Consider the following 18,395-nt stretch of genomic DNA (forward strand, 5'->3'; position numbering starts at 1 on the left):
TTTATTGATTGTACATATCCTTGTTGTAGAAGTTCAGGATGTCCATAGCCATTTGATAGGCATGTTGTGCCGGGCTTTCGGGGTTCAGGTCGATGGCATACTGATAGTTGTTCAGTGCTTGTTGCCAGTTGCCTTGTTTCCGATAGGCATTTCCCCGCAGGTAGTAAGCTTCGTCTTTGCCGGGAAAGTCTGTTTGCAGTATTTCGTCAAGCTGCTGGATGGCTTGCTCTACATTTCCCTGGTTGATAAGCTCTTTTATGGTATTCAGTCGTTCCATATCTAAAAAATATCCGGGTTATCGAACCACAAAGATAGTTTTTATTTGAAGACAATGAGCATCTTCACTGTGAAAAATAAGAAAAAGGGGCAAATAAAAAGCCCGAAGTTTCTCACGATTCTATCAGAATGTCAGAGCTTCGGGCGGATATCATAAAGAATGTGATTCTACTGCTTTACAAGTGTACCGGTATCTTGTCCACTCTTCGTTGGTGGCGTCCGCCTTCGAATGGTGTACTGAAGAATTCCCTCATAATCATGTCGGCTTCTTCGGTACTGATGAATCGCCCTGGCATGACAAGCACATTGGCATCATTGTGCTGGCGTGCCAAATGGGCTATTTCTGCCGTCCAGCAGAGGGCTGCGCGGATACCCTGATGCTTGTTCAGCGTTATGCTGATACCTTCACCGCTTCCGCAGATGGCAATTCCCGGATAGCACTCTCCGGCTTCAACGGCCAGTGCCAAAGGATGTGCAAAGTCGGGATAGTCGCAACTCTCGGTTGAGTAGGTCCCGAAGTCCTTGTAAGCCCAGCCTTTGGCTTCCAACCAGCCGCGAACATATTCCTTCAATTCGAAGCCTGCATGGTCGGAACAGATTCCTATTGTTTTCATGATGGTCAGTTAATATACCAATGTGCCAATGTGCTGATGCCTGCAGCTTGTAGGGCGCGGGCAATCAGCACATCAGCACATTGGATAATGATTATAACATTGCTTTTACTTGTTTGTAAACGTTCTCTGCGGTGAAACCGAGCTTTTCGTCCAGCACTTTATAAGGTGCCGAGAATCCGAATGATTCCAATCCCCATACTTTACCGCGGGGACCTACCAGCCCTTGCAGTGTGACGGGCAGACCGGCTGTCAGGCCGAATACCTTGGCACCACACGGGATAATGCCTTCTTGATATCCCGGAGCTTGGCTACGGAACAGACCTTCGGAAGGAACGGACACGATACGCACCTTGATGCCATCCTTGCGCAGCAATTCAGTACCGGCTACCAATGTGGCAACTTCCGAGCCTGAAGCAACGAGGATTATATTTGGATTTTCATCGGAGCCGGCTACAATATAAGCGCCTTTGGCAGCTTGTTCGTAATCGTTGCCTTCGGGCAGGTTGGCGATGTTCTGGCGGGAGAAAATCAAACCGGTTGGGGTTGTGGTATTTTCCATTGCCAGTTTCCATGCCACAGTTGTTTCTTCTGCATCTGCCGGGCGGAGTACCAACATGGAATTATGTCCCTTGTGGTTTTTCAGTTTTTCCATCAGGCGGATTTGGGCTTCCTGCTCTACCGGTTCATGGGTAGGACCGTCTTCACCTACACGGAAGGCATCGTGTGTCCAGATGAACTTCACGGGAACTTCCATCAGGGCTGCCATACGTACGGCAGGTTTCATGTAGTCGGAGAATACGAAGAAAGTTCCGCAAGCGGGGATTACACCGCCATGCAGTGCCATACCGATACAGCAACATGCCATAGTCAGCTCGGCAACACCGGCCTGGAAGAATGCACCGCTGAAGTCACCTTTCTTGAAGGCATGTGTTTTCTTGAGGAATCCGTCTGTCTTGTCGGAATTGGAAAGGTCGGCAGAAGCAACAATCATATTTTCTACTTGAGTGGCGAGAGCACTGAGCACAGTGGCAGATGCTGCGCGGGTGGCAACGCCTGCTTTCTGTTCGATGGCGGCCCAATTCACTTCGGGAGCCTTGCCGGAGAAGAACATTTCCAGTTTGGCAGCCTTTTCTGGATTGGCTTTTGCCCATGCGGCTTTGGCTGCATACTTTTCAGCCATGATTTTCTTCAGCTCAGTTGCACGCTTGGCATATAGTTCGGCCACTTCGGGGAAGATGACAAACGGATTTGTCGGGTCACCACCCAAATTCTTGATAGTGTTTATATAAGCGTCGCCGCCCAGAGGAGCACCGTGCGTGGCACAATCAGCCTCGTAGCTGCTGCCGTCTGCCTTGCGGGCACCTTTACCCATTACGGTATGGCCGATAATCAGCGTCGGACACTCTTTCTCAGCTTTGGCTTCGTTCAGTGCACCGCGGATGGCATCGGGATCGTTGCCATTGATTTTAATGACTTTCCAGCCCCAAGCTTCGTATTTCTTGCCGGTGTCTTCGATGGTTACATCCTTTGTTTCGGTAGAAAGCTGGATGTCGTTGGCATCATAGAACATGATGAGATTATCCAACCCTAATGCTCCGGCAATACGGCCTGAGCCTTGGGAGATTTCTTCCTGGATGCCACCGTCGGAAATATAAGCGTAGATGGTCTGTGGCATTACTTCTTCGAAACGTGCCTTCATGAACTTGGCTGCGATGGCCGCACCGACTGCAAATGTGTGTCCCTGGCCGAGCGGTCCGGAAGTGTTTTCGATGCCGCGCATGATGTCACGTTCGGGATGTCCCGGAGTAGGGCTTCCCCATTGACGGAACTCTTTCAGTTCGTCCAGCGTGAACTTGCCGGTCAGGGCCAATGTGGAGTAAAGCATCGGTGACATGTGTCCCGGGTCGAGGAAAAAGCGGTCGCGACCTTCCCAAGCCGGATTTTCAGGATCATATACCAGGAACTCTGAGAAGAGTACATTTACAAAGTCGGCACCACCCATGGCACCGCCCGGGTGTCCGGAGTTGGCTTTCTCAACCATGGATGCAGCAAGGATACGGATATTATCCGCTGCACGGTTCATAAGTTTGTTGTCGTTCATATTGAATCTAATTAATTTTGAATATTATCAATAGGTTATTTGGTCCTTGTAGGTTTTCCAAGGGCAAAGATAACTCTTTATGCGTAATTCACAACACTCGAAGAGTGTCTTTTTTATCAGTATTACTGCCTTTTTGCTGCTAAAATGATACTAAACGTATTTAGCTGATTTTGTGCGGTGCACGGTAGTTTTACTGTAACTCAATAGTAACGATTGATTTGGCCGGAAGTTTAATCTTGAGAATATCTTTATTGACTTTTACCTCTTTGAACGGAACGGGTTTCACATTGTCGGGATTTTCAAATGAATTGTAGTCCGTCAGATTGGTGGAAGTCAATATTTCGCCAACTGCTTTCTTGGCTTTCGTTCCAGACAGATTGATGGTCACTTCTTGTGCATTGTCTGCATCTACGTTGGACATGGAAATGTGTATCTTGCCATTTTGGTCTTTGGAGGCGGTAGCGCTGACCATTGGTATTTTGCGGTTGTCGCGTACATCCATCATGTCGCAGTTCAGCTCAAGAGGAATGTAGGTGGCATCCTGGTGTACATTGTACATTTTGAATACATAATAAGTGGGGGTGAGTACCATGTTTTTTCCGCTGGTCAGAATCATGGATTGCAATACATTGACGATTTGGGCAATGTTCGCCATTTTCAGACGGTCGGTATATTTATGGAAGATGTCGAAGCTGAGGGAGGCGACAAAAGCATCACGCAATGTATTCTGCTGGTACAGATGTCCGGGATTGGTACCCGGCTCAGTGTCCCACCAGGTTCCCCATTCGTCAAGCATCAGCGCCACGTTCTTTTGAGGGTCGTATTTATCCATAATGGTGCAATGCTTCTTGATGACATCTTCTATTTCGCGGCATTTGCCCAGTGTCCAGTAATAATCGTCTTTACTGAATCGGGTGGCGGCGCCTTTACTGCCGTTCCATCCGCTGACGGTATAGTAGTGCAAGGAAAGACCGTGCATACGGCCGCCTACGCGGTCCATCAGCACTTTGGTCCAGTTATAGTCGTAGTCGCTGGCACCGCTGGCTATCTTGAAGAGGCTATTGCCGTCATAGTTGCGGCAGTAGGTGGAATAGCGGCGGTAGAGGTCGGCATAATATTCGGGACGCATGCTCCCACCGCAACCCCAGCTTTCGTTACCCACACCGAGGTATTTCACTTTCCAGGCTTTGTCGCGACCGTTCTGGCGGCGCAGGCGTGCCATGGGGGAGTCTCCTTCGGAGGTCATGTATTCCACCCATTTGGCAAGTTCTTCTACGGTACCACTGCCTACGTTTCCGCTGATATAGGGTTCACAACCCAGCATTTCGCAGAGATTGAGGAACTCATGGGTTCCGAAACTGTTGTCTTCGATAGTGCCTCCCCAGTTGTTGTTCACCATTTTGGGGCGGTTTTCTTTAGGGCCGATACCGTCCATCCAGTGGTATTCATCGGCAAAACAGCCGCCCGGCCAGCGGAGGACGGGTACACGGAGCTCCTTCAGTGCATTGAATACGTCGGTGCGATAACCGTTGATGTTGGGAATATCGGAGTTTTCACCTACCCAAAGTCCGCCATAGATACAAGTTCCCAAATGCTCTGCAAATTGGCCGTAGATTTCTTTGGGAATGATTTGCCCGCTCTGGTCTGTGTGTAAAGTGATAGTGGCACTTTTCTGTGCGAAGAGTGACAACGAGGTGGAGAGAAATATGCTACTGATAAATAACTTTGTGTTCATAGTTTTTTAGTGTTATTAAATACTTAGTTCTTGAATCTTACTGCTGCTTCTTCGATGGGCAAACCTGCTTTATAGCTTTCAATGTAGGTGTTGAATCCGCTTACATCTTCGGCTGTCGGTGAGATTTCAATACCGGCATCTCCGGTGAATACATGCTTGTCCAGGAAGTCGGCAAGGGATTGGCTGTTTCCGTTATTTGCGAGGTAGGAAGCGAGGAGGGCAATACCCCAGGCACCACCTTCGCCGGCTGTTTCCATAACGGAAATGGGTGAATTGATGGCAGCTGCCAGTATTCTCTGGCCTACTCCTTTGGTTTTGAAGAGTCCTCCGTGACCGGTGATTCTGTCTACTCTGATTTTCTCTTCATTGAAAAGGATGTCGTTGCCGATTTTGAGAACTCCCACTGAAGCATACAGATGGGTGCGCATGAAGTTGGCAAGGTTGAACTTGTCGTTTGCCGAACGTACAAACAGTGGACGTCCGTCTGCCAGTCCCGTTATAGGTTCGCCTGATATGTAGTTGTATGAGATGAGGCCTCCGCAGTCTGCATTGCCTGTCAGGGCGTGGTTATAGAGCTTTCCGTAGATTTCGTCCATATCTACGGGGATACCCATCAGTTCCTGGTATTCTTTGAAAATATTGATCCAGGCATTGAGGTCGGAAGTGCAATTGTTGCAATGCACCATAGCTACGAGGCTTCCGTCGGGGGTGGTTACCATGTCAATCATTTCGTAGGGCTTGGACAATTCTTTCTCCAATACAATCATTGAGAAAGAGGAGGTGCCTGCCGATACGTTTCCAGTGCGCTGCTTTACGGCGTTGGTGGCAACCATGCCGGTTCCTGCGTCACCCTCGGGCGGACAGACGGGAATTCCTGCTTTCAGATGTCCCGATACGTCGAGGCGACTGGCTCCTTCGGGAGTAAGGAAGCCTGCGTTTTCACCGGCCGACAATACCTTCGGCAGAATATCTCGAAGCCTCCAGTCGTATCCTTTCGGAGCAATAAGTCTGTCGAACTTATCCACCATTTCAGAAGAATAGTTTTTGGTGATGGGATCGATGGGGAGCATACCGGAGGCATCTCCTATGCCCAGTACCTTTTGACCGGTTATTTGCCAGTGGACAAAACCTGCAAGGGTGGTCAGGTAATTGATGGATGGAACGTGTTCTTCATTATCGAGGATGGCTTGGTAGAGGTGGGAAATGCTCCAACGCAGAGGGATGTTGTAGACAAATAGTTCGGATAGGGCTGCGGCAGCCTGGCCGGTATTGGTATTTCTCCAGGTACGGAAGGGCACAAGGATTTCTTCTTTTTCGTTGAATGCCATATAGCCGTGCATCATGGCACTGACACCGATGGCTGCCAGGGTTTCTATCTCTGTATCGTAAAGGCTCTTTACATTAGCACGAAGGTCTGCGTAGCAATCCTGCAACCCATACCAGACAGCTTCGACGCTATATGTCCACAGTCCGTCGACTAACTGATTCTCCCAAGTATGGCTTCCCTGGGCGATGGGTTTGTTTTCCTGGTCAATCAAAACCGCCTTGATTCGTGTGGAACCGAGTTCTATGCCAAGGATGGCCTTACCTGCCTCAATGGTTGATTTTGCATCTAATTTCATGGTATTAATGATAATTTACGGATTTATAGTACGATTATAAACAACGGATTACTAATTGCAAACTACTAGTTACGTTTGTGGTACGTGTAATTAGTAGTCCGCAATCGGTAATCCGTAATGATTATCAGCAAAGTGCCTTGTTCAGCATATAGTAGACTTCATTCATGCGCAGTTCTTTTTTGAACTCGCTGATGGTGGTATTTTCATCGATGACTACCATTTCGATGCCGGCCATTTCGGCAAAGTCTTCCCAATATTCCACCGTCAGGTCGTAGGAGAAGCTGGTATGATGTGTACCTCCGGCCAGAATCCAGGCTGCAGCGCCCACCTCGAGGTTGGGCATTGGAATCCACAGTGCGCTGGCAACGGGCAACTTGGGCAGAGGCTTGCTCTTGATGCATTCTACTTTGTTCACAATGAGGCGGAAGCGATTGCCCAGGTCTACGATGGTAGCGGCTACACCTTCACCTTGCTTGCTGGTAAATACCAGGCGGGCTGTTTCGCTGTCGATACCGATGCTCAGACGGTGCACTTCCAGTTTCGGCTTCTGTTCGGCAATCAGTGGACAGACTTCCAACATGTGTGCCTGCAGGATGGCGCTCTTTTCTCCGTCGAAGTTCAGCGTATAGTCTTCGAGGAAGGAGCACCCCTTCGGCATGCCTTGACTCATCACCCAAGTGGTACGGTATAGTGCCGCAGTTTTCCAGTCGCCTTCGGCACCGAAGCCGTAACCTTCTGCCATCAGTCGCTGTGAGGCCAGTCCGGGGATTTGGTCAAAGTCGCCCAAATCGTTGAAGTTGGTGGTGAAGCCTTTGGCACCCGTGTCTTTCAGCACGCGGCGAATGGCGATTTCGGCCTTGGCGGAGTTCCATACTTTGGTGTAGGCTTCCGTACGTGCGTCTTCCAGTTCGGGAGCGTGGTCGTAGAGCTTGAAGTATTCTGCTACGAGTGCCTTCACGTCCTCGTCGCTGACAGCATTGTAGTATGTCATCACATCATTGATGGGATAGTAGTCCACATGATAGCCCAATACTTGTTCGGCACTGACCTTGTCACCGTCTGTCACAGCCACGTTGTTCATCTGGTCGCCGAAGCGGATGATGAGCATATCCTGCGCATCAGCCCATGCGGCAGCTACGCGCATCCATGCGGCAATCTGGTTTTGGGCTTTTTCGTCCTGCCAGTGGCCTACTACCACTTTGCGGTTCTTTCGCATACGTGTCACGATGTGTCCAAATTCGCGGTCGCCGTGAGCCGATTGGTTTAGGTTCATAAAATCCATGTCCATCGTCTCCCAGGGAATTTCCTTGTTGAACTGTGTATGGAAGTGTAGTAATGGCTTCTTCAGTTCCTGCAAACCGTGAATCCACATTTTGGCAGGAGAGAAGGTGTGCATCCAGGTGATGACTCCGATACACTTATCGTCGTTGTTGGCGGCTTTGAAGGTAGCGGTTACTTCTTTGGATGAATTGACCGTACCTTTATATACTACCTTTACGGGCAGTTTCCCGGAATCATTCAGACCTTTCACCATTTCATTACTATGTGCGTCTACTGCGATAACTGCGTCACCTCCGTACAAGAGCTGTGCTCCGGTTACGAACCATACTTCATATTGTTCAAATGTGTTCATACAATTTATTTTTATAGTTTATATTTAAAGAATGATAGTTATTTCTGTCCATAATAAGCGTTAGGACCGTGCTTGCGGCTGAAATGTTTTTCTATCAGCAGCGGATTCATGGTCAGATTGGGGTTCACGGCATAGGCTATACTTGCCATTTTTGCCACCTGCTCCATCACTACGGCATTATGTACCGCTTCGTGTGCGTCTTTTCCCCACGAGAAAGGACCGTGGTTCTTTACCAATACTCCGGGAGTATGTACCGGGTTCAGCCCCTCAAAGCGTTTTACGATGACATTTCCCGTTTCCAGTTCATACGCTCCTTCCACTTCCTCCTTCGTCATGTCTGCTGTGCAGGGTATGGCGTCGTGGAAGTAATCGGCATGTGTTGTCCCGATATTCGGTATGTCACATCCGGCTTGTGCCCAGGCTGTGGCGTAAGTAGAGTGCGTGTGCACCACACCGCCGATTTCGGGGAATGCTTTATAGAGAACCAGGTGGGTCGGCGTGTCTGAAGAGGGCTTTAACCGTCCTTCCACGACCTTACCGTCAAGATTCACCACTACCATATCTGTAGCTTTCATGTCATCGTAGCTTACACCACTGGGCTTGATGACTACCAATCCCGTCTCACGGTCGATGGCCGAAACATTGCCCCAGGTGAAGATAACCAGTCCATGCTTCACCAACTCAAGATTGGCATGGAATACTTTTTCTTTCAGTGCTTCTAACATAACTCTATTTTACAGTTTAAATTTCGGTGCCTTACGATATAGATTCTCGTTGAACTGATATAGTGCAGCTCCCCGTTTGGAGCCGGTTTTGTCTATTTTGTCCGTCTTTTCGATACAGTCCAGTTCGGCTATCCGCTTACGGAAGTTGCGTTTGTCCATGGCTTCTCCATAGATGGCTTCGTATAGACTTTGTAGCTGCGATAAGGTGAACAGCTTGGGTAGCAGGTTGAAGCCTATCGGCTCGGTAGAGGCCTTCTGCTGCATCAGCTTCCGTGCCTGCGCTACCATTTGCGGATGGTCGAAAATCAGTTCCGGCAGTTCGTTGATATTTACCCAAAATGCATTGTGTTTCTGCACCAGTTCTTTATCATACTCATTGATGTTGATTAGTGAGTAGTAGGCAATAGAGACAACACGTTCGCCCGGGTCACGGCCGATGGCTCCGAATGAGCCGACCTGCTCCATGTATACATTGTCCAGTCCGGTCAGTTCATGCAGTACGCGTTTGGCAGCATCGTCCACGCTTTCATCCTCTTGTACAAATCCTCCCATCAGAGACCATTCGCCCATTGCCGGCTGAAAGTTACGCTTCAGCAGCAGCAGGTTCAGTTCCCCTTCGTTGAAACCGAAAATGATGCAGTCCACGGAGACGTAGAATTTGGGGTTCTTACTATAATAAGTTGTCATAAGTATGTATATTTATCGTTTGACAGTTGAGTGTTACCAGAAATAAATATAGAATAGAGCACAGAGAATCACAACTCCCAGTGAAGCAATGACATCCCATTTATTCCAACTTTCTCTGATTAGTTTTTTGTAACTGCCGGTGAAGGTTATGGCTTCTATCTGCTCGGCAGTGGGTTTGGGAGTGAAACAAGAAACTACTGCCATCAGTACGAGCAGGAATACAAGCAGCCAAATTTCGAAGATGAGCCAGTTGGTCTGCCAGAACCAGCTGGTGTATTCCCAGTACCAGCCGTTCATGACGTCTTTACCGGTATTGGTAAAGATATTCGTCAGTAGGCGTACCATACCGATGATGAATCCTACAATCATGCCTACTTCACCCGCTTTCGGTGTAATCCGTTTTGAGAAGATACCCAATGCAAATACGGCTACCATGGCAGGAGCCAGGAGTGACTGGATGCCTTGGAGGTAATCGTATAGACTTCCTAGACTCATCATGATGGGAATCCATGCCATACCAAGGATAACAACTACTACTGTGGCAATACGTCCTACCAATACGTAGGTAGCTTCACTTTTACCTTTGCACATGGGTTTATAGAAATCTTCAGTGAAGAGAGTGGCACATGAATTGAAGAATGCAGCCAGCGAAGCAACCAGGGCACAGATGAAACCGATAGTTACAATGCCTTTTACACCGGCGGGCAACACGTCTTTTACCATAACGGCAAAAGCGGCATCTGTGTTTGACATGTCGAACTCGCCTTTGGCGGCCAGGGCTGCTGCCACCATGCCCGGAATGAGGAACATGAATACCGGCAGAATCTTGAAGTAACCGGCTGCAATGCTACCGCGACGGGCGCGCTTCATTACGACATCATTCGCTTCTCCTTTACTTTGTCCAAGCACACGTTGAACAATGTGCTGGTCTGTACACCAATACCAGAAACCGATGATGGAAGCTCCGATGAATACCCAAAAACCGGGATATTCCTGATACATCGGGTCTGCTTCACTCCAATGGAACATGTGGTTGGCACCGTATGCATGGCCGTCTGCTCCTACATTCATGGCATTGCGGGCATGTTCCATCATTTCTGTCCAGCCGGTAGCGATACTTCCACCACCTAGAGCTGACAGCCCCAGGAACAGAACGAGAAAGGAACCGATAATTAGAATAGGGGTCTGGATAGCTGAAAGGGTCATTACCCCCTTCATACCACTCAATACCGTGAAAAGACCGGTCAGTACAATCAGGCCGATAGCTCCGTACCAGAATGGTAGTCCAAGAAGAAATTCGAGGAAGATACCTCCGGTATAGGCTGTTACGCTCACTTTAGTCAGAATGTAGGCAATCAGTGTTATGATGGAGAGCCATGAACCCGTGCGTTGTGTGTAACGGTATTTCAGAAAATCGGGCATAGTGATGATTTTTCCCATCTTATTATTCAGCAACTGATAGAACGGAACAAACAACCATCCTAAAAGAAGAATCATCCAGCCTTGCATTTCCCAGTGAGCCATGCCTACTCCCGATTTTGCTCCGGTTCCGGCAAGACCTACCAGGTGTTCCGAGCCAATGTTGGCAGCAAAGATTGCTGCACCGATAATGTACCAGGGTTCTCCTTTACCAAATAGATAATCAGCACTGCTTGCTCCTTGTTGCATACGTTTGTCTTTCTGGACAGCACGCCATACAGCCCATATTACAGCTGCCATGCCGACTATGAGGATTACCCAGTCGAGCCATATAAATTCATGTGAATTCCAATTCATTGTACGATGTGTATTTAAAAGGTTATTTTTCTATAGTGAATTTAAAGATACATTCACTGTTGTATGTTTGTCCGGGTTCCAGTACGACAGAAGGCCATTGGGCTTTGTTGGGGCTATCCGGATAATGTTGTGTCTCAAGGCATACGGAAGCGCGCTGGTTGTAAGTAATGCCTTTTTTACCTTTTACGGTGCCGTCCAGGAAATTCCCGGTATATACTTGTATGCCTGGCTCATTGGTATAAACTTCCAGGGTGATGCCGCTTATAGGCGATGTCAGTTTGGCTGCCACTTGGGATAGGTCACCTTTAGTATTCAGTACCCAATTATGGTCATATCCGTTTCCGTTCTTTATTTGTTCAAAGTCAATCCGGTTGATGTCTTGTGCCACACTCTTGGGAGTGGTAAAGTCCATTGGTGTTTCTTTGACGGAGATGATGTCACCCGTTGGCATGAAAGTACTGTCTACCGGAGTATAGTTGTCTGCATTGATGTATAAGATGTGGTCTGTTGCTGCCTTTGAAGGATCACCTGATAAATTGAAATAAGAATGGTTAGTCATATTGATAACCGTCTTTTGGTCTGTTGTTGCACTGTATTTTATATCAATGGCATTGTCATCCGTTAACTTGAAAAGTACTTTTGCCGTAACATTACCCGGGAAATTCTCGTCTCCATCCGGTGAAATGCGGGTGAGCTCCAGAGTTGTGCTGTCAATGGGATTGGCACTGTATACTTGGTATTGCCATCCTTTGGGGCCACCGTGCAGGCAATGTCCGAAATTGTTCTGTGGTAACTGTATGGTATCTCCGTCAAGAACGATTTTCCCTTGGTTAATCCGGTTGGCGTAGCGTCCGATAGAAGCACCAAAGTCACTTGGTATGTTGATGTAATCGGCAATGCTGTCAAAGCCCAATACTACATCCTGCATAACTCCATTTTTGTCGGGTACCATAATGGATACAATACGTCCTCCAAAGTTTGTGATGCATACTTCCATGCCCGCTTTATTCTTCAGCGTATAAAGCTGTGTCTGGGCGTCATTGACTGTTGTTTGGAATTTTACTGGATCAAGACCGGACAGCGTAAGCGTTGTTTCTGTCTTTTGATTGCACGCAGTTAGCATCATTGCGGCAATTCCTGCAAGTAGAACATGTCTTTTCATGGTTTTGTATTTAATGTAAATGAGATGATTATCTTTCTTTGGGTGTAAAAGTAACACTTTTCTTTAGTGTAGGCTGTACACTTTTATATGTTATGCAACATAAGTGTCAAGAAACATATCTGTGCCAACTGGCTGTACAGATAGATGTGTTCGGAATAAACTTCTCGGATGATTTTGTTTTTAGAGTGGAAAACGGTGGAATAGGGGAGAAGAAAAAGGCGCTTCTCATTACTGGGAAACGCCTTTTATTTGAATGCTGATGTCTATTATTCTAATCTGCGGGCACCGTCGCTGATGACTACATCATATACTTTTGGGCTTCTGCCGAACTTCTTCTTGAATTCATCTTTTGCTTTTTCGATGAATGTACTGTACAATTCATCCTTTACCAGATTGATTGTACATCCACCGAATCCACCGCCCATGACACGTGAACCGGTAACTCCACAATCGAATGCAAGGTCATTCAGAAAATCGAGTTCTTCGCAGCTTACTTCATACAACTTACTCATGCCATGATGTGTTTCATACATCTTTTGGCCTACAGTTTCATAATCGCCTTTCTCCAGGGCGTCGCAAACGTCGAGTACGCGTTGAATCTCTTCGATGACATATTCTGCACGCATATAGTCTTCTGCGCTGATGTCGGCTTTGGCTTCTTCCAGCATGCCCATGGTAACGTCACGCAGGAATTCTACGTGTGGATGCTTCTTCTGAACAGCGGCAACAGCAGCTTCGCAGCTTTGACGACGTTTGTTGTATGCTGAAGATGCAAGTTCGTGTTTCACTACAGAATCTACAAGAACCAGACGATAGCCTTGCGGGTCGAATGGGAAATACTGATATTCCAGTGAACGGCAATCCAGGCGGATGAGGCTTCCTTTCTTTCCGAATACAGAAGCAAATTGGTCCATGATACCACAGTTTACGCCACAATAGTTGTGTTCTGTAGATTGTCCCACTTTTGCCAATTCAAATTTGTCTATTTTGTTGTCACCGAACAAGTCGTTCAAAGCATAGGCATAGGTACTTTCCAAAGCTGCTGAAGAGGACATTCCTGCACCCAGAGGCACATCGCCTGCAAAAGCTGTATTGAAACCTTTTACATCTACACCGCGTTTCATCATTTCCCGGCACACGCCAAAGATATATCTTGCCCAGCTTGCGCGGGGTGCATCTTCTTCATTCAAGCCAAATTCCACATAATCTTTCAGGTCGATGGAATAAGCTTTTACTGTGTTTGTGCCGTTGGGCTTTATTTCTGCAATCATTCCCTTATCGATTGCTCCGGGGAATACAAAACCACCGTTATAGTCTGTATGCTCACCGATAAGGTTGATGCGACCCGGAGAAGCATAAACAGCTCCCGTTGTTCCGTCAAAGTGCTTGATGAAACGGCTTCTTACGTATTCTATATCCATGATATTTATATTTTATAAGGTGAATAAATAAATTACCTATATTTTCTTGTTAATCGACCTTGATGTCCTTATTGACATTTTTGCAGCCTACCAAACCGTAGAACAACAGATAGCCAAGGGCTGCGATGATAACCCAGTAACTCGGCATGAAACCTGCAATGTCGGCCACCAAACCTTGGATAACGGGCAAGATGCCGCCGCCGCATACCAATACCATGAACAGACCGGAAGCCGCTGCCAGATATTTACCCAATCCTTCTACGGCCAGATTAAAGATACCACCCCACATGATGGAAGTACACAGACCTACCAGTACCAGATACATTGCGTTGATAGGTACTTCTGCAAATCCGAAAGAGAGACCTCCCGTAGCACTTTGTTGGAGTACCGGCAGATTGACAAGCGAACCGGTAGATGAGAAGATGGCAAGGAATACCAAAAGTAAGCCTAATGCGGAAGTAAAGGTAAGCATTGCCTTACTGGAGATTTTTGCACCCAATGAAGCGCCGGCCAGACGTCCAATCAGCATGAGGAACCAATATGTACCTACAACAAAACCGGAAATGGTGGAAGAAATGCCTGCTCCTCCCTTTTCAATCGGATCGGTCAAAAACAAGTTCAGAGTACCCGGTACACCAACTTCGACACCTACATATACAAAGATTGCTATAGCTCCCAAAATGAAGTGGCGGAATTTTAAAGCGCCTGACATCAACTTACCGATAGGTTCTGTTGAAGTTGCAGCATTGGGTTCCGGTATGGGCACAATCAAAAGAACGAAGAACGCGATGGCAAATACAGCCATTGCTGTGTACATTACAGGGAATATCTGAGAGATAGTAGCTTTTTCAATGGAACCGGCAATCAGGATACCTACGAACATCGGAGTAATGGTGGCCATTACGGAGTTGAAAGAACCACCCACTTGGATAAGCTGGTTTCCTTTGTTACCTTCGCCGCCGAGCTTGTTCAGCATCGGGTTGACTACCGTATTAAGCAAACACATGGAGAAACCGGCGATGAAAGCGCCAATCAAATATACGGCAAAAGCCATATCAGGGCTTGAATGACCTGATAAATATTGGATACCTACACCGATAAAGCCTACAGCTACTGCTATCAATGCCGTTTTTTTATACCCTACCCGTTGTAGTAAGATGCCGCTTGGTATTCCCATCACTGCATATGCAATAAAGTTACCAAAGTTACCCAACATCCCTAAAGCGTTGGATACTGAAAACTGATTTTTCAGTACGATTCCCATAGGGGCAGCAAGGTTGGTAACAAATGAAATCATACCAAAAAGGAAGATCATCGTGATAATTGCGATGAGTTTACCATTCTGTTTTTGTTGTGTCATGGTTTTGTAAAATTAATAAGTTTATAAATTGGATTAGTTTTTTCATTCTTGTACACCAAACTTGTAGATTGTCACTTGCTGGTACTCATCACCCGGTAGCAATACTGCCGACGGAAAATGGGACTTGTTGGGCGTATCGGGAAAACACTGGGCCTCAAAGCAGACTGCACTTCTTGCAGGGAAAGTGGCTCCATGGGCACCTTCAAAGCCCCCGAGCCAGTTTCCAGTGTAGAGCTGGACGCCATTTTCAGTGGTATATACTTCCATAGTTCGCCCGCTGTTGGGCTCTATGCAGGTGGCTGCAAGGCTCAGCTCTCCACTTTCAGTCTTGTTCAGTACATAGCAATGGTCATATCCTGCGCCATTCACAATTTGTGTATGTTTCTCATCAATTCGTTCGCCAAGAGTATGGGGAGTACGGAAATCCATAGGAGTACCTTCTACCTTCAATATCTCTCCGGTAGGAATGGATACTTCATCGATGGGTACATAAAAATCTGCATTGATGGTAACGATATTGTTTAAGACTGTAGGAGAGGGATTGGCTATACCGGCAAGATTGAAGAAACCGTGATTGGTCAGATTGACGATGGTGGCTTTATCGGTAGTAGCCCGGTATTCGATGACCAGAGCATTGGTCTCATCCTCCAGGCGATAAGTCATTTCTACTTCGAGATTTCCGGGGAAGCCCTCTTCGCCGTCGGCGGATGTGTAGTTGAAGATGACTGTTGATTGCTCTGGCTGGACGGCATCCCATACACGGGTATGGAAGCCAGTCGGACCACCGTGCAATGAATTGGGACCGTTGTTGATTGCCAATTGGTGCTCTTCGCCGTATAAAGTAAACTTTCCTTTGGCTATCCGGTTGCCGTAGCGTCCGATGGTAGTGTTTAGAAAAGGTTCCGGACTGTTGATTACATGTTCAATATTGTCGTGTCCTAATACAACATTGGCATATTTGCCATTTTTGTCGGGTACCATGATGGAAAGTATTGCACAGCCGTAATTAGTAACTGCAACTTCCATTCCCTGGGCATTCTTCAGGATAAACAAATCTGTCTTTTTGTTATTTATATCCTTTTGAAAGTCTTTTTGGTTCAAACCGGACAAATTACTTTCTGTTGGAGTAGTGTTTATCATATCCATGGTATTAATTAAATTTCTTGCAAATAAAAAGAAATTCTTTTGTTCCCCCAAGTAATTGGAAGGAAATGTGGAGAACATTTTAGGAAAGTTTAGCGTTTAACAAATGGAATACAAATTGATATTTTTTGTATGTTTGCCCCCGGAATCTAAAAAAATCACATCATTAACAGAAAGTTCTAATAAAAACAACGAATGTATCCTCTAAAATTTGAGCCTATTCTGAAGCAGACGCTTTGGGGAGGCGACAAGATTATTCCATTCAAACATTTGAATGATACCCTTGCCAATGTAGGCGAGAGTTGGGAAGTGTCGGCAGTAGAAGGCAGTGAGTCTATAGTGGCCAATGGTGCAGACAAAGGATTGACGCTGCCGGATATGGTCAGAAAATATAAGGAAGACCTGGTAGGAGAAGCCAACTATGCACGTTTCGGAAATAAGTTTCCTTTATTGATAAAGTTTATTGATGCCAAGTTGGACTTGTCGATTCAGGTACACCCGGGTGACGAGTTGGCTAAGAAACGTCATAACAGTTTTGGTAAAAATGAAATGTGGTATGTTATTGCTGCTGACCAGGGTGCCAAGCTGATTTCCGGTTTTGCAGAGCAGATTACTCCGAAAGAATATAAGGAACGAGTGTATAATGGTACGTTTGCGGATGTTCTGCAGACTTGCGCCATTAAACCGGGCGATGTGTTTTATGTGCCTGCAGGTCGGGTACATGGAATCGGTGCGGGAGCTTTTGTAGCAGAAATACAGCAAACGTCGGATATCACTTACCGTATTTTTGATTACAATCGTAAGGATAAGGATGGTAAATCAAGAGAACTGCATACAAGCCAGGCCATTGATGCCATTAATTTTGCAGATGTGCAGGACGATTTTCGTACGGAGTACGAGCAGGTGCAGAATGAACCGGTAGAAATGGTGGCAAGCCCGTATTTCACGACTTCCATCTATGATATGACGGAAGAAATCACTTGTGACTATTCTGAACTGGATTCTTTTGTTATCTTTATTTGTGTGGAGGGTTCTTGCCGTATTATTGATAATGAGAAGAATGAAGTTTCCGTACAAGCGGGCGAAACAATCCTGCTGCCAGCTGCAACCCAAGAAGTGACGATTGTGCCTGAAGGAGCAGTGAAGTTGCTTGAGACGTACGTATAAAAGTGCTCAGACTATATCGGATAAAAAAGAGGGGATGACTGTTATGGCCATCCCCTCTTTTTTTATCCGATATTCTATCTCTTTCTTCCAAATATTTTTCTGAATTTCTTCATTACCTTTACCCCCAATACTATACCGTCAAAAACAGCCATACCCGTGTTGAATGCTCTCATCATGGCATTTGCCTTGTTGGTAGCTGGTTCCAGCGGAGCAAAAATTTCTTGTGTAAGCCCAGTCATGATTTCTTTCTGGAGTCGTATTTCTTGTAGCAGCATGGCTTTTTTCTGGGCGATGCTTTCTAAAGTGACGGGAGTCGTATTGGTCGTATTATCCATGAATATTTCGAATTAATTGTCTAAGAATAATTCTGCGATAAGTTTTACTGTCGGATCAATAATGAGCTTTTTGCGGAATAGGACAAGCAGAACGATGAGTAGGATATGGAAGCACGTGATAAGTGCAAAACTCATCATTAGCCCGCCTACCAGCGGAGCTAAGATATAGACCAGCGTAAACGACAGATGAAACAGAACCACTACGCCGAGTATGACGACCAATAGCACCAATAAAAGTGTAGAAAGCAGTTTGGATAGTTTTTCGGTGACTTCCAGTTTGGTATATTCTTTTTGCAGCTCCAGGTATTTCTTGAATTCAATGAAGAGCTGCTGCATATTTTCTATACTTTTGTCGTCTGCAAACATAGTGGTTCTGTTTTTTACCTTATTCCGTTACCTCACCTTTGATTTCCGCAGCAATTTCATCTACCAAGTCTTCCATTTCGCTTCGGTTCAGACGAATCCCTTTCTTACGGAGAATTTCTGCGATTTTGTTACGGGTGTCTTCTCCTTTTTCAGGAGCAAATAAGATACCGAGGGCTGCACCTACTGCGGCGCCACCCAGGAAAGCTGCTAAAACATTTAATCCTTTCATAATGATATTCCTTTCTTTTTTGAGGTTCGTACGACAAAACTAA

At 46.4% G+C, this 18,395-nt stretch carries 17 protein-coding genes; 1 reads left to right on the plus strand and 16 read right to left on the minus strand.

All coding sequences use genetic code 11. The features are described 5' to 3' along the window. Window position 1: 1 nt before the first annotated feature. The 13 genes from DWY55_RS08300 to DWY55_RS08360 all read right to left on the minus strand — a co-directional run bounded on the left by DWY55_RS08300 (window position 2) and on the right by DWY55_RS08360 (window position 16,252). The gene (locus DWY55_RS08300; protein ID WP_005826598.1) at window positions 2–277 is read right to left on the minus strand and encodes a tetratricopeptide repeat protein; all 276 of its coding nucleotides are present in this window, start codon (window positions 275–277) and stop codon (window positions 2–4) included. 175 nt (window positions 278–452) lie between these two features. Continuing rightward, window positions 453–890, minus strand: coding sequence for a ribose 5-phosphate isomerase B (gene rpiB, locus DWY55_RS08305; RefSeq protein WP_005826596.1), 438 nt, complete (start codon window positions 888–890; stop codon window positions 453–455). A 91-nt stretch (window positions 891–981) separates the two neighbouring features. Then, window positions 982–2,991 carry a transketolase family protein gene (locus DWY55_RS08310; RefSeq protein WP_009036826.1) on the minus strand — a complete coding sequence of 670 codons (2,010 nt, stop codon included), beginning with the start codon at window positions 2,989–2,991 and terminating at the stop codon, window positions 982–984. A gap of 190 nt (window positions 2,992–3,181) precedes the next feature. Further along, on the minus strand, window positions 3,182–4,726 hold the full coding sequence (locus DWY55_RS08315) for an alpha-N-arabinofuranosidase (protein ID WP_117962616.1): 1,545 nt from the start codon (window positions 4,724–4,726) through the stop codon (window positions 3,182–3,184). 23 nt (window positions 4,727–4,749) lie between these two features. Continuing rightward, on the minus strand, window positions 4,750–6,348 hold the full coding sequence (locus DWY55_RS08320; RefSeq protein WP_016273410.1) for a xylulokinase: 1,599 nt from the start codon (window positions 6,346–6,348) through the stop codon (window positions 4,750–4,752). A 124-nt stretch (window positions 6,349–6,472) separates the two neighbouring features. Next, entirely contained in the window at window positions 6,473–7,981 is a 1,509-nt protein-coding gene (gene araA, locus DWY55_RS08325) for an L-arabinose isomerase (protein WP_117962618.1), read from the minus strand. A gap of 38 nt (window positions 7,982–8,019) precedes the next feature. Next, the gene (locus DWY55_RS08330; RefSeq protein ID WP_044468144.1) at window positions 8,020–8,706 is read right to left on the minus strand and encodes an L-ribulose-5-phosphate 4-epimerase; all 687 of its coding nucleotides are present in this window, start codon (window positions 8,704–8,706) and stop codon (window positions 8,020–8,022) included. A 9-nt stretch (window positions 8,707–8,715) separates the two neighbouring features. Further along, window positions 8,716–9,393, minus strand: coding sequence for an NUDIX hydrolase (locus DWY55_RS08335; RefSeq protein ID WP_044468143.1), 678 nt, complete (start codon window positions 9,391–9,393; stop codon window positions 8,716–8,718). A gap of 33 nt (window positions 9,394–9,426) precedes the next feature. Continuing rightward, entirely contained in the window at window positions 9,427–11,169 is a 1,743-nt protein-coding gene (locus tag DWY55_RS08340; protein ID WP_044468142.1) for a sodium:solute symporter, read from the minus strand. Between the two features lie 22 nt (window positions 11,170–11,191). Continuing rightward, window positions 11,192–12,331: an aldose epimerase family protein gene (locus DWY55_RS08345; RefSeq protein WP_117962620.1), complete on the minus strand. Its 1,140-nt coding sequence runs from the start codon at window positions 12,329–12,331 to the stop codon at window positions 11,192–11,194. Between the two features lie 266 nt (window positions 12,332–12,597). Beyond that, window positions 12,598–13,752 carry a galactokinase gene (gene galK / locus DWY55_RS08350; protein WP_005826576.1) on the minus strand — a complete coding sequence of 385 codons (1,155 nt, stop codon included), beginning with the start codon at window positions 13,750–13,752 and terminating at the stop codon, window positions 12,598–12,600. Between the two features lie 49 nt (window positions 13,753–13,801). Then, window positions 13,802–15,112, minus strand: coding sequence for a sugar MFS transporter (locus DWY55_RS08355; protein WP_005826573.1), 1,311 nt, complete (start codon window positions 15,110–15,112; stop codon window positions 13,802–13,804). A 42-nt stretch (window positions 15,113–15,154) separates the two neighbouring features. Continuing rightward, window positions 15,155–16,252 (minus strand): aldose epimerase family protein, encoded by a 1,098-nt coding sequence (locus DWY55_RS08360; RefSeq protein WP_117688846.1) that lies wholly within the window; start codon window positions 16,250–16,252, stop codon window positions 15,155–15,157. Window positions 16,253–16,450: 198 nt separating this feature from the next. Here DWY55_RS08360 and DWY55_RS08365 point away from each other — a divergent pair, with 198 nt between their 5' ends. After that, window positions 16,451–17,422, plus strand: a complete 972-nt coding sequence (locus DWY55_RS08365; RefSeq protein WP_005836045.1) for a type I phosphomannose isomerase catalytic subunit — start codon at window positions 16,451–16,453, stop codon at window positions 17,420–17,422. A gap of 74 nt (window positions 17,423–17,496) precedes the next feature. On the opposite strand, the gene DWY55_RS08370 is transcribed toward DWY55_RS08365, so the two are convergent. From DWY55_RS08370 to DWY55_RS08380, 3 genes are read right to left on the minus strand one after another with little or no spacing between them, the layout of a single operon-like run. Beyond that, the gene (locus DWY55_RS08370) at window positions 17,497–17,757 is read right to left on the minus strand and encodes a hypothetical protein (RefSeq protein ID WP_005826570.1); all 261 of its coding nucleotides are present in this window, start codon (window positions 17,755–17,757) and stop codon (window positions 17,497–17,499) included. A gap of 12 nt (window positions 17,758–17,769) precedes the next feature. Continuing rightward, window positions 17,770–18,123 carry a phage holin family protein gene (locus tag DWY55_RS08375; protein WP_005826569.1) on the minus strand — a complete coding sequence of 118 codons (354 nt, stop codon included), beginning with the start codon at window positions 18,121–18,123 and terminating at the stop codon, window positions 17,770–17,772. A 19-nt stretch (window positions 18,124–18,142) separates the two neighbouring features. Then, on the minus strand, window positions 18,143–18,352 hold the full coding sequence (locus DWY55_RS08380) for a YtxH domain-containing protein (protein ID WP_005826568.1): 210 nt from the start codon (window positions 18,350–18,352) through the stop codon (window positions 18,143–18,145). Window positions 18,353–18,395 lie beyond the last annotated feature (43 nt).

Source organism: Bacteroides sp. AF25-38AC, from assembly GCF_003602995.1.
GTDB classification, from domain to species: domain Bacteria; phylum Bacteroidota; class Bacteroidia; order Bacteroidales; family Bacteroidaceae; genus Bacteroides; species Bacteroides uniformis.

Coding starts and splice junctions, on each gene's coding strand:
- DWY55_RS08365 (WP_005836045.1), top strand. CDS start 16,451: ATGTATCCTCTAAAATTTGAGCCTATTCTGAAGCAGACGCTTTGGGGA.
- DWY55_RS08310 (WP_009036826.1), bottom strand. CDS start 2,991: ATGAACGACAACAAACTTATGAACCGTGCAGCGGATAATATCCGTATC.
- DWY55_RS08370 (WP_005826570.1), bottom strand. CDS start 17,757: ATGGATAATACGACCAATACGACTCCCGTCACTTTAGAAAGCATCGCC.
- DWY55_RS08300 (WP_005826598.1), bottom strand. CDS start 277: ATGGAACGACTGAATACCATAAAAGAGCTTATCAACCAGGGAAATGTA.
- DWY55_RS08315 (WP_117962616.1), bottom strand. CDS start 4,726: ATGAACACAAAGTTATTTATCAGTAGCATATTTCTCTCCACCTCGTTG.
- DWY55_RS08375 (WP_005826569.1), bottom strand. CDS start 18,123: ATGTTTGCAGACGACAAAAGTATAGAAAATATGCAGCAGCTCTTCATT.
- DWY55_RS08340 (WP_044468142.1), bottom strand. CDS start 11,169: ATGAATTGGAATTCACATGAATTTATATGGCTCGACTGGGTAATCCTC.
- DWY55_RS08380 (WP_005826568.1), bottom strand. CDS start 18,352: ATGAAAGGATTAAATGTTTTAGCAGCTTTCCTGGGTGGCGCCGCAGTA.
- DWY55_RS08320 (WP_016273410.1), bottom strand. CDS start 6,348: ATGAAATTAGATGCAAAATCAACCATTGAGGCAGGTAAGGCCATCCTT.
- DWY55_RS08345 (WP_117962620.1), bottom strand. CDS start 12,331: ATGAAAAGACATGTTCTACTTGCAGGAATTGCCGCAATGATGCTAACT.
- DWY55_RS08360 (WP_117688846.1), bottom strand. CDS start 16,252: ATGATAAACACTACTCCAACAGAAAGTAATTTGTCCGGTTTGAACCAA.
- DWY55_RS08330 (WP_044468144.1), bottom strand. CDS start 8,706: ATGTTAGAAGCACTGAAAGAAAAAGTATTCCATGCCAATCTTGAGTTG.
- rpiB (WP_005826596.1), bottom strand. CDS start 890: ATGAAAACAATAGGAATCTGTTCCGACCATGCAGGCTTCGAATTGAAG.
- galK (WP_005826576.1), bottom strand. CDS start 13,752: ATGGATATAGAATACGTAAGAAGCCGTTTCATCAAGCACTTTGACGGA.
- araA (WP_117962618.1), bottom strand. CDS start 7,981: ATGAACACATTTGAACAATATGAAGTATGGTTCGTAACCGGAGCACAG.
- DWY55_RS08355 (WP_005826573.1), bottom strand. CDS start 15,112: ATGACACAACAAAAACAGAATGGTAAACTCATCGCAATTATCACGATG.
- DWY55_RS08335 (WP_044468143.1), bottom strand. CDS start 9,393: ATGACAACTTATTATAGTAAGAACCCCAAATTCTACGTCTCCGTGGAC.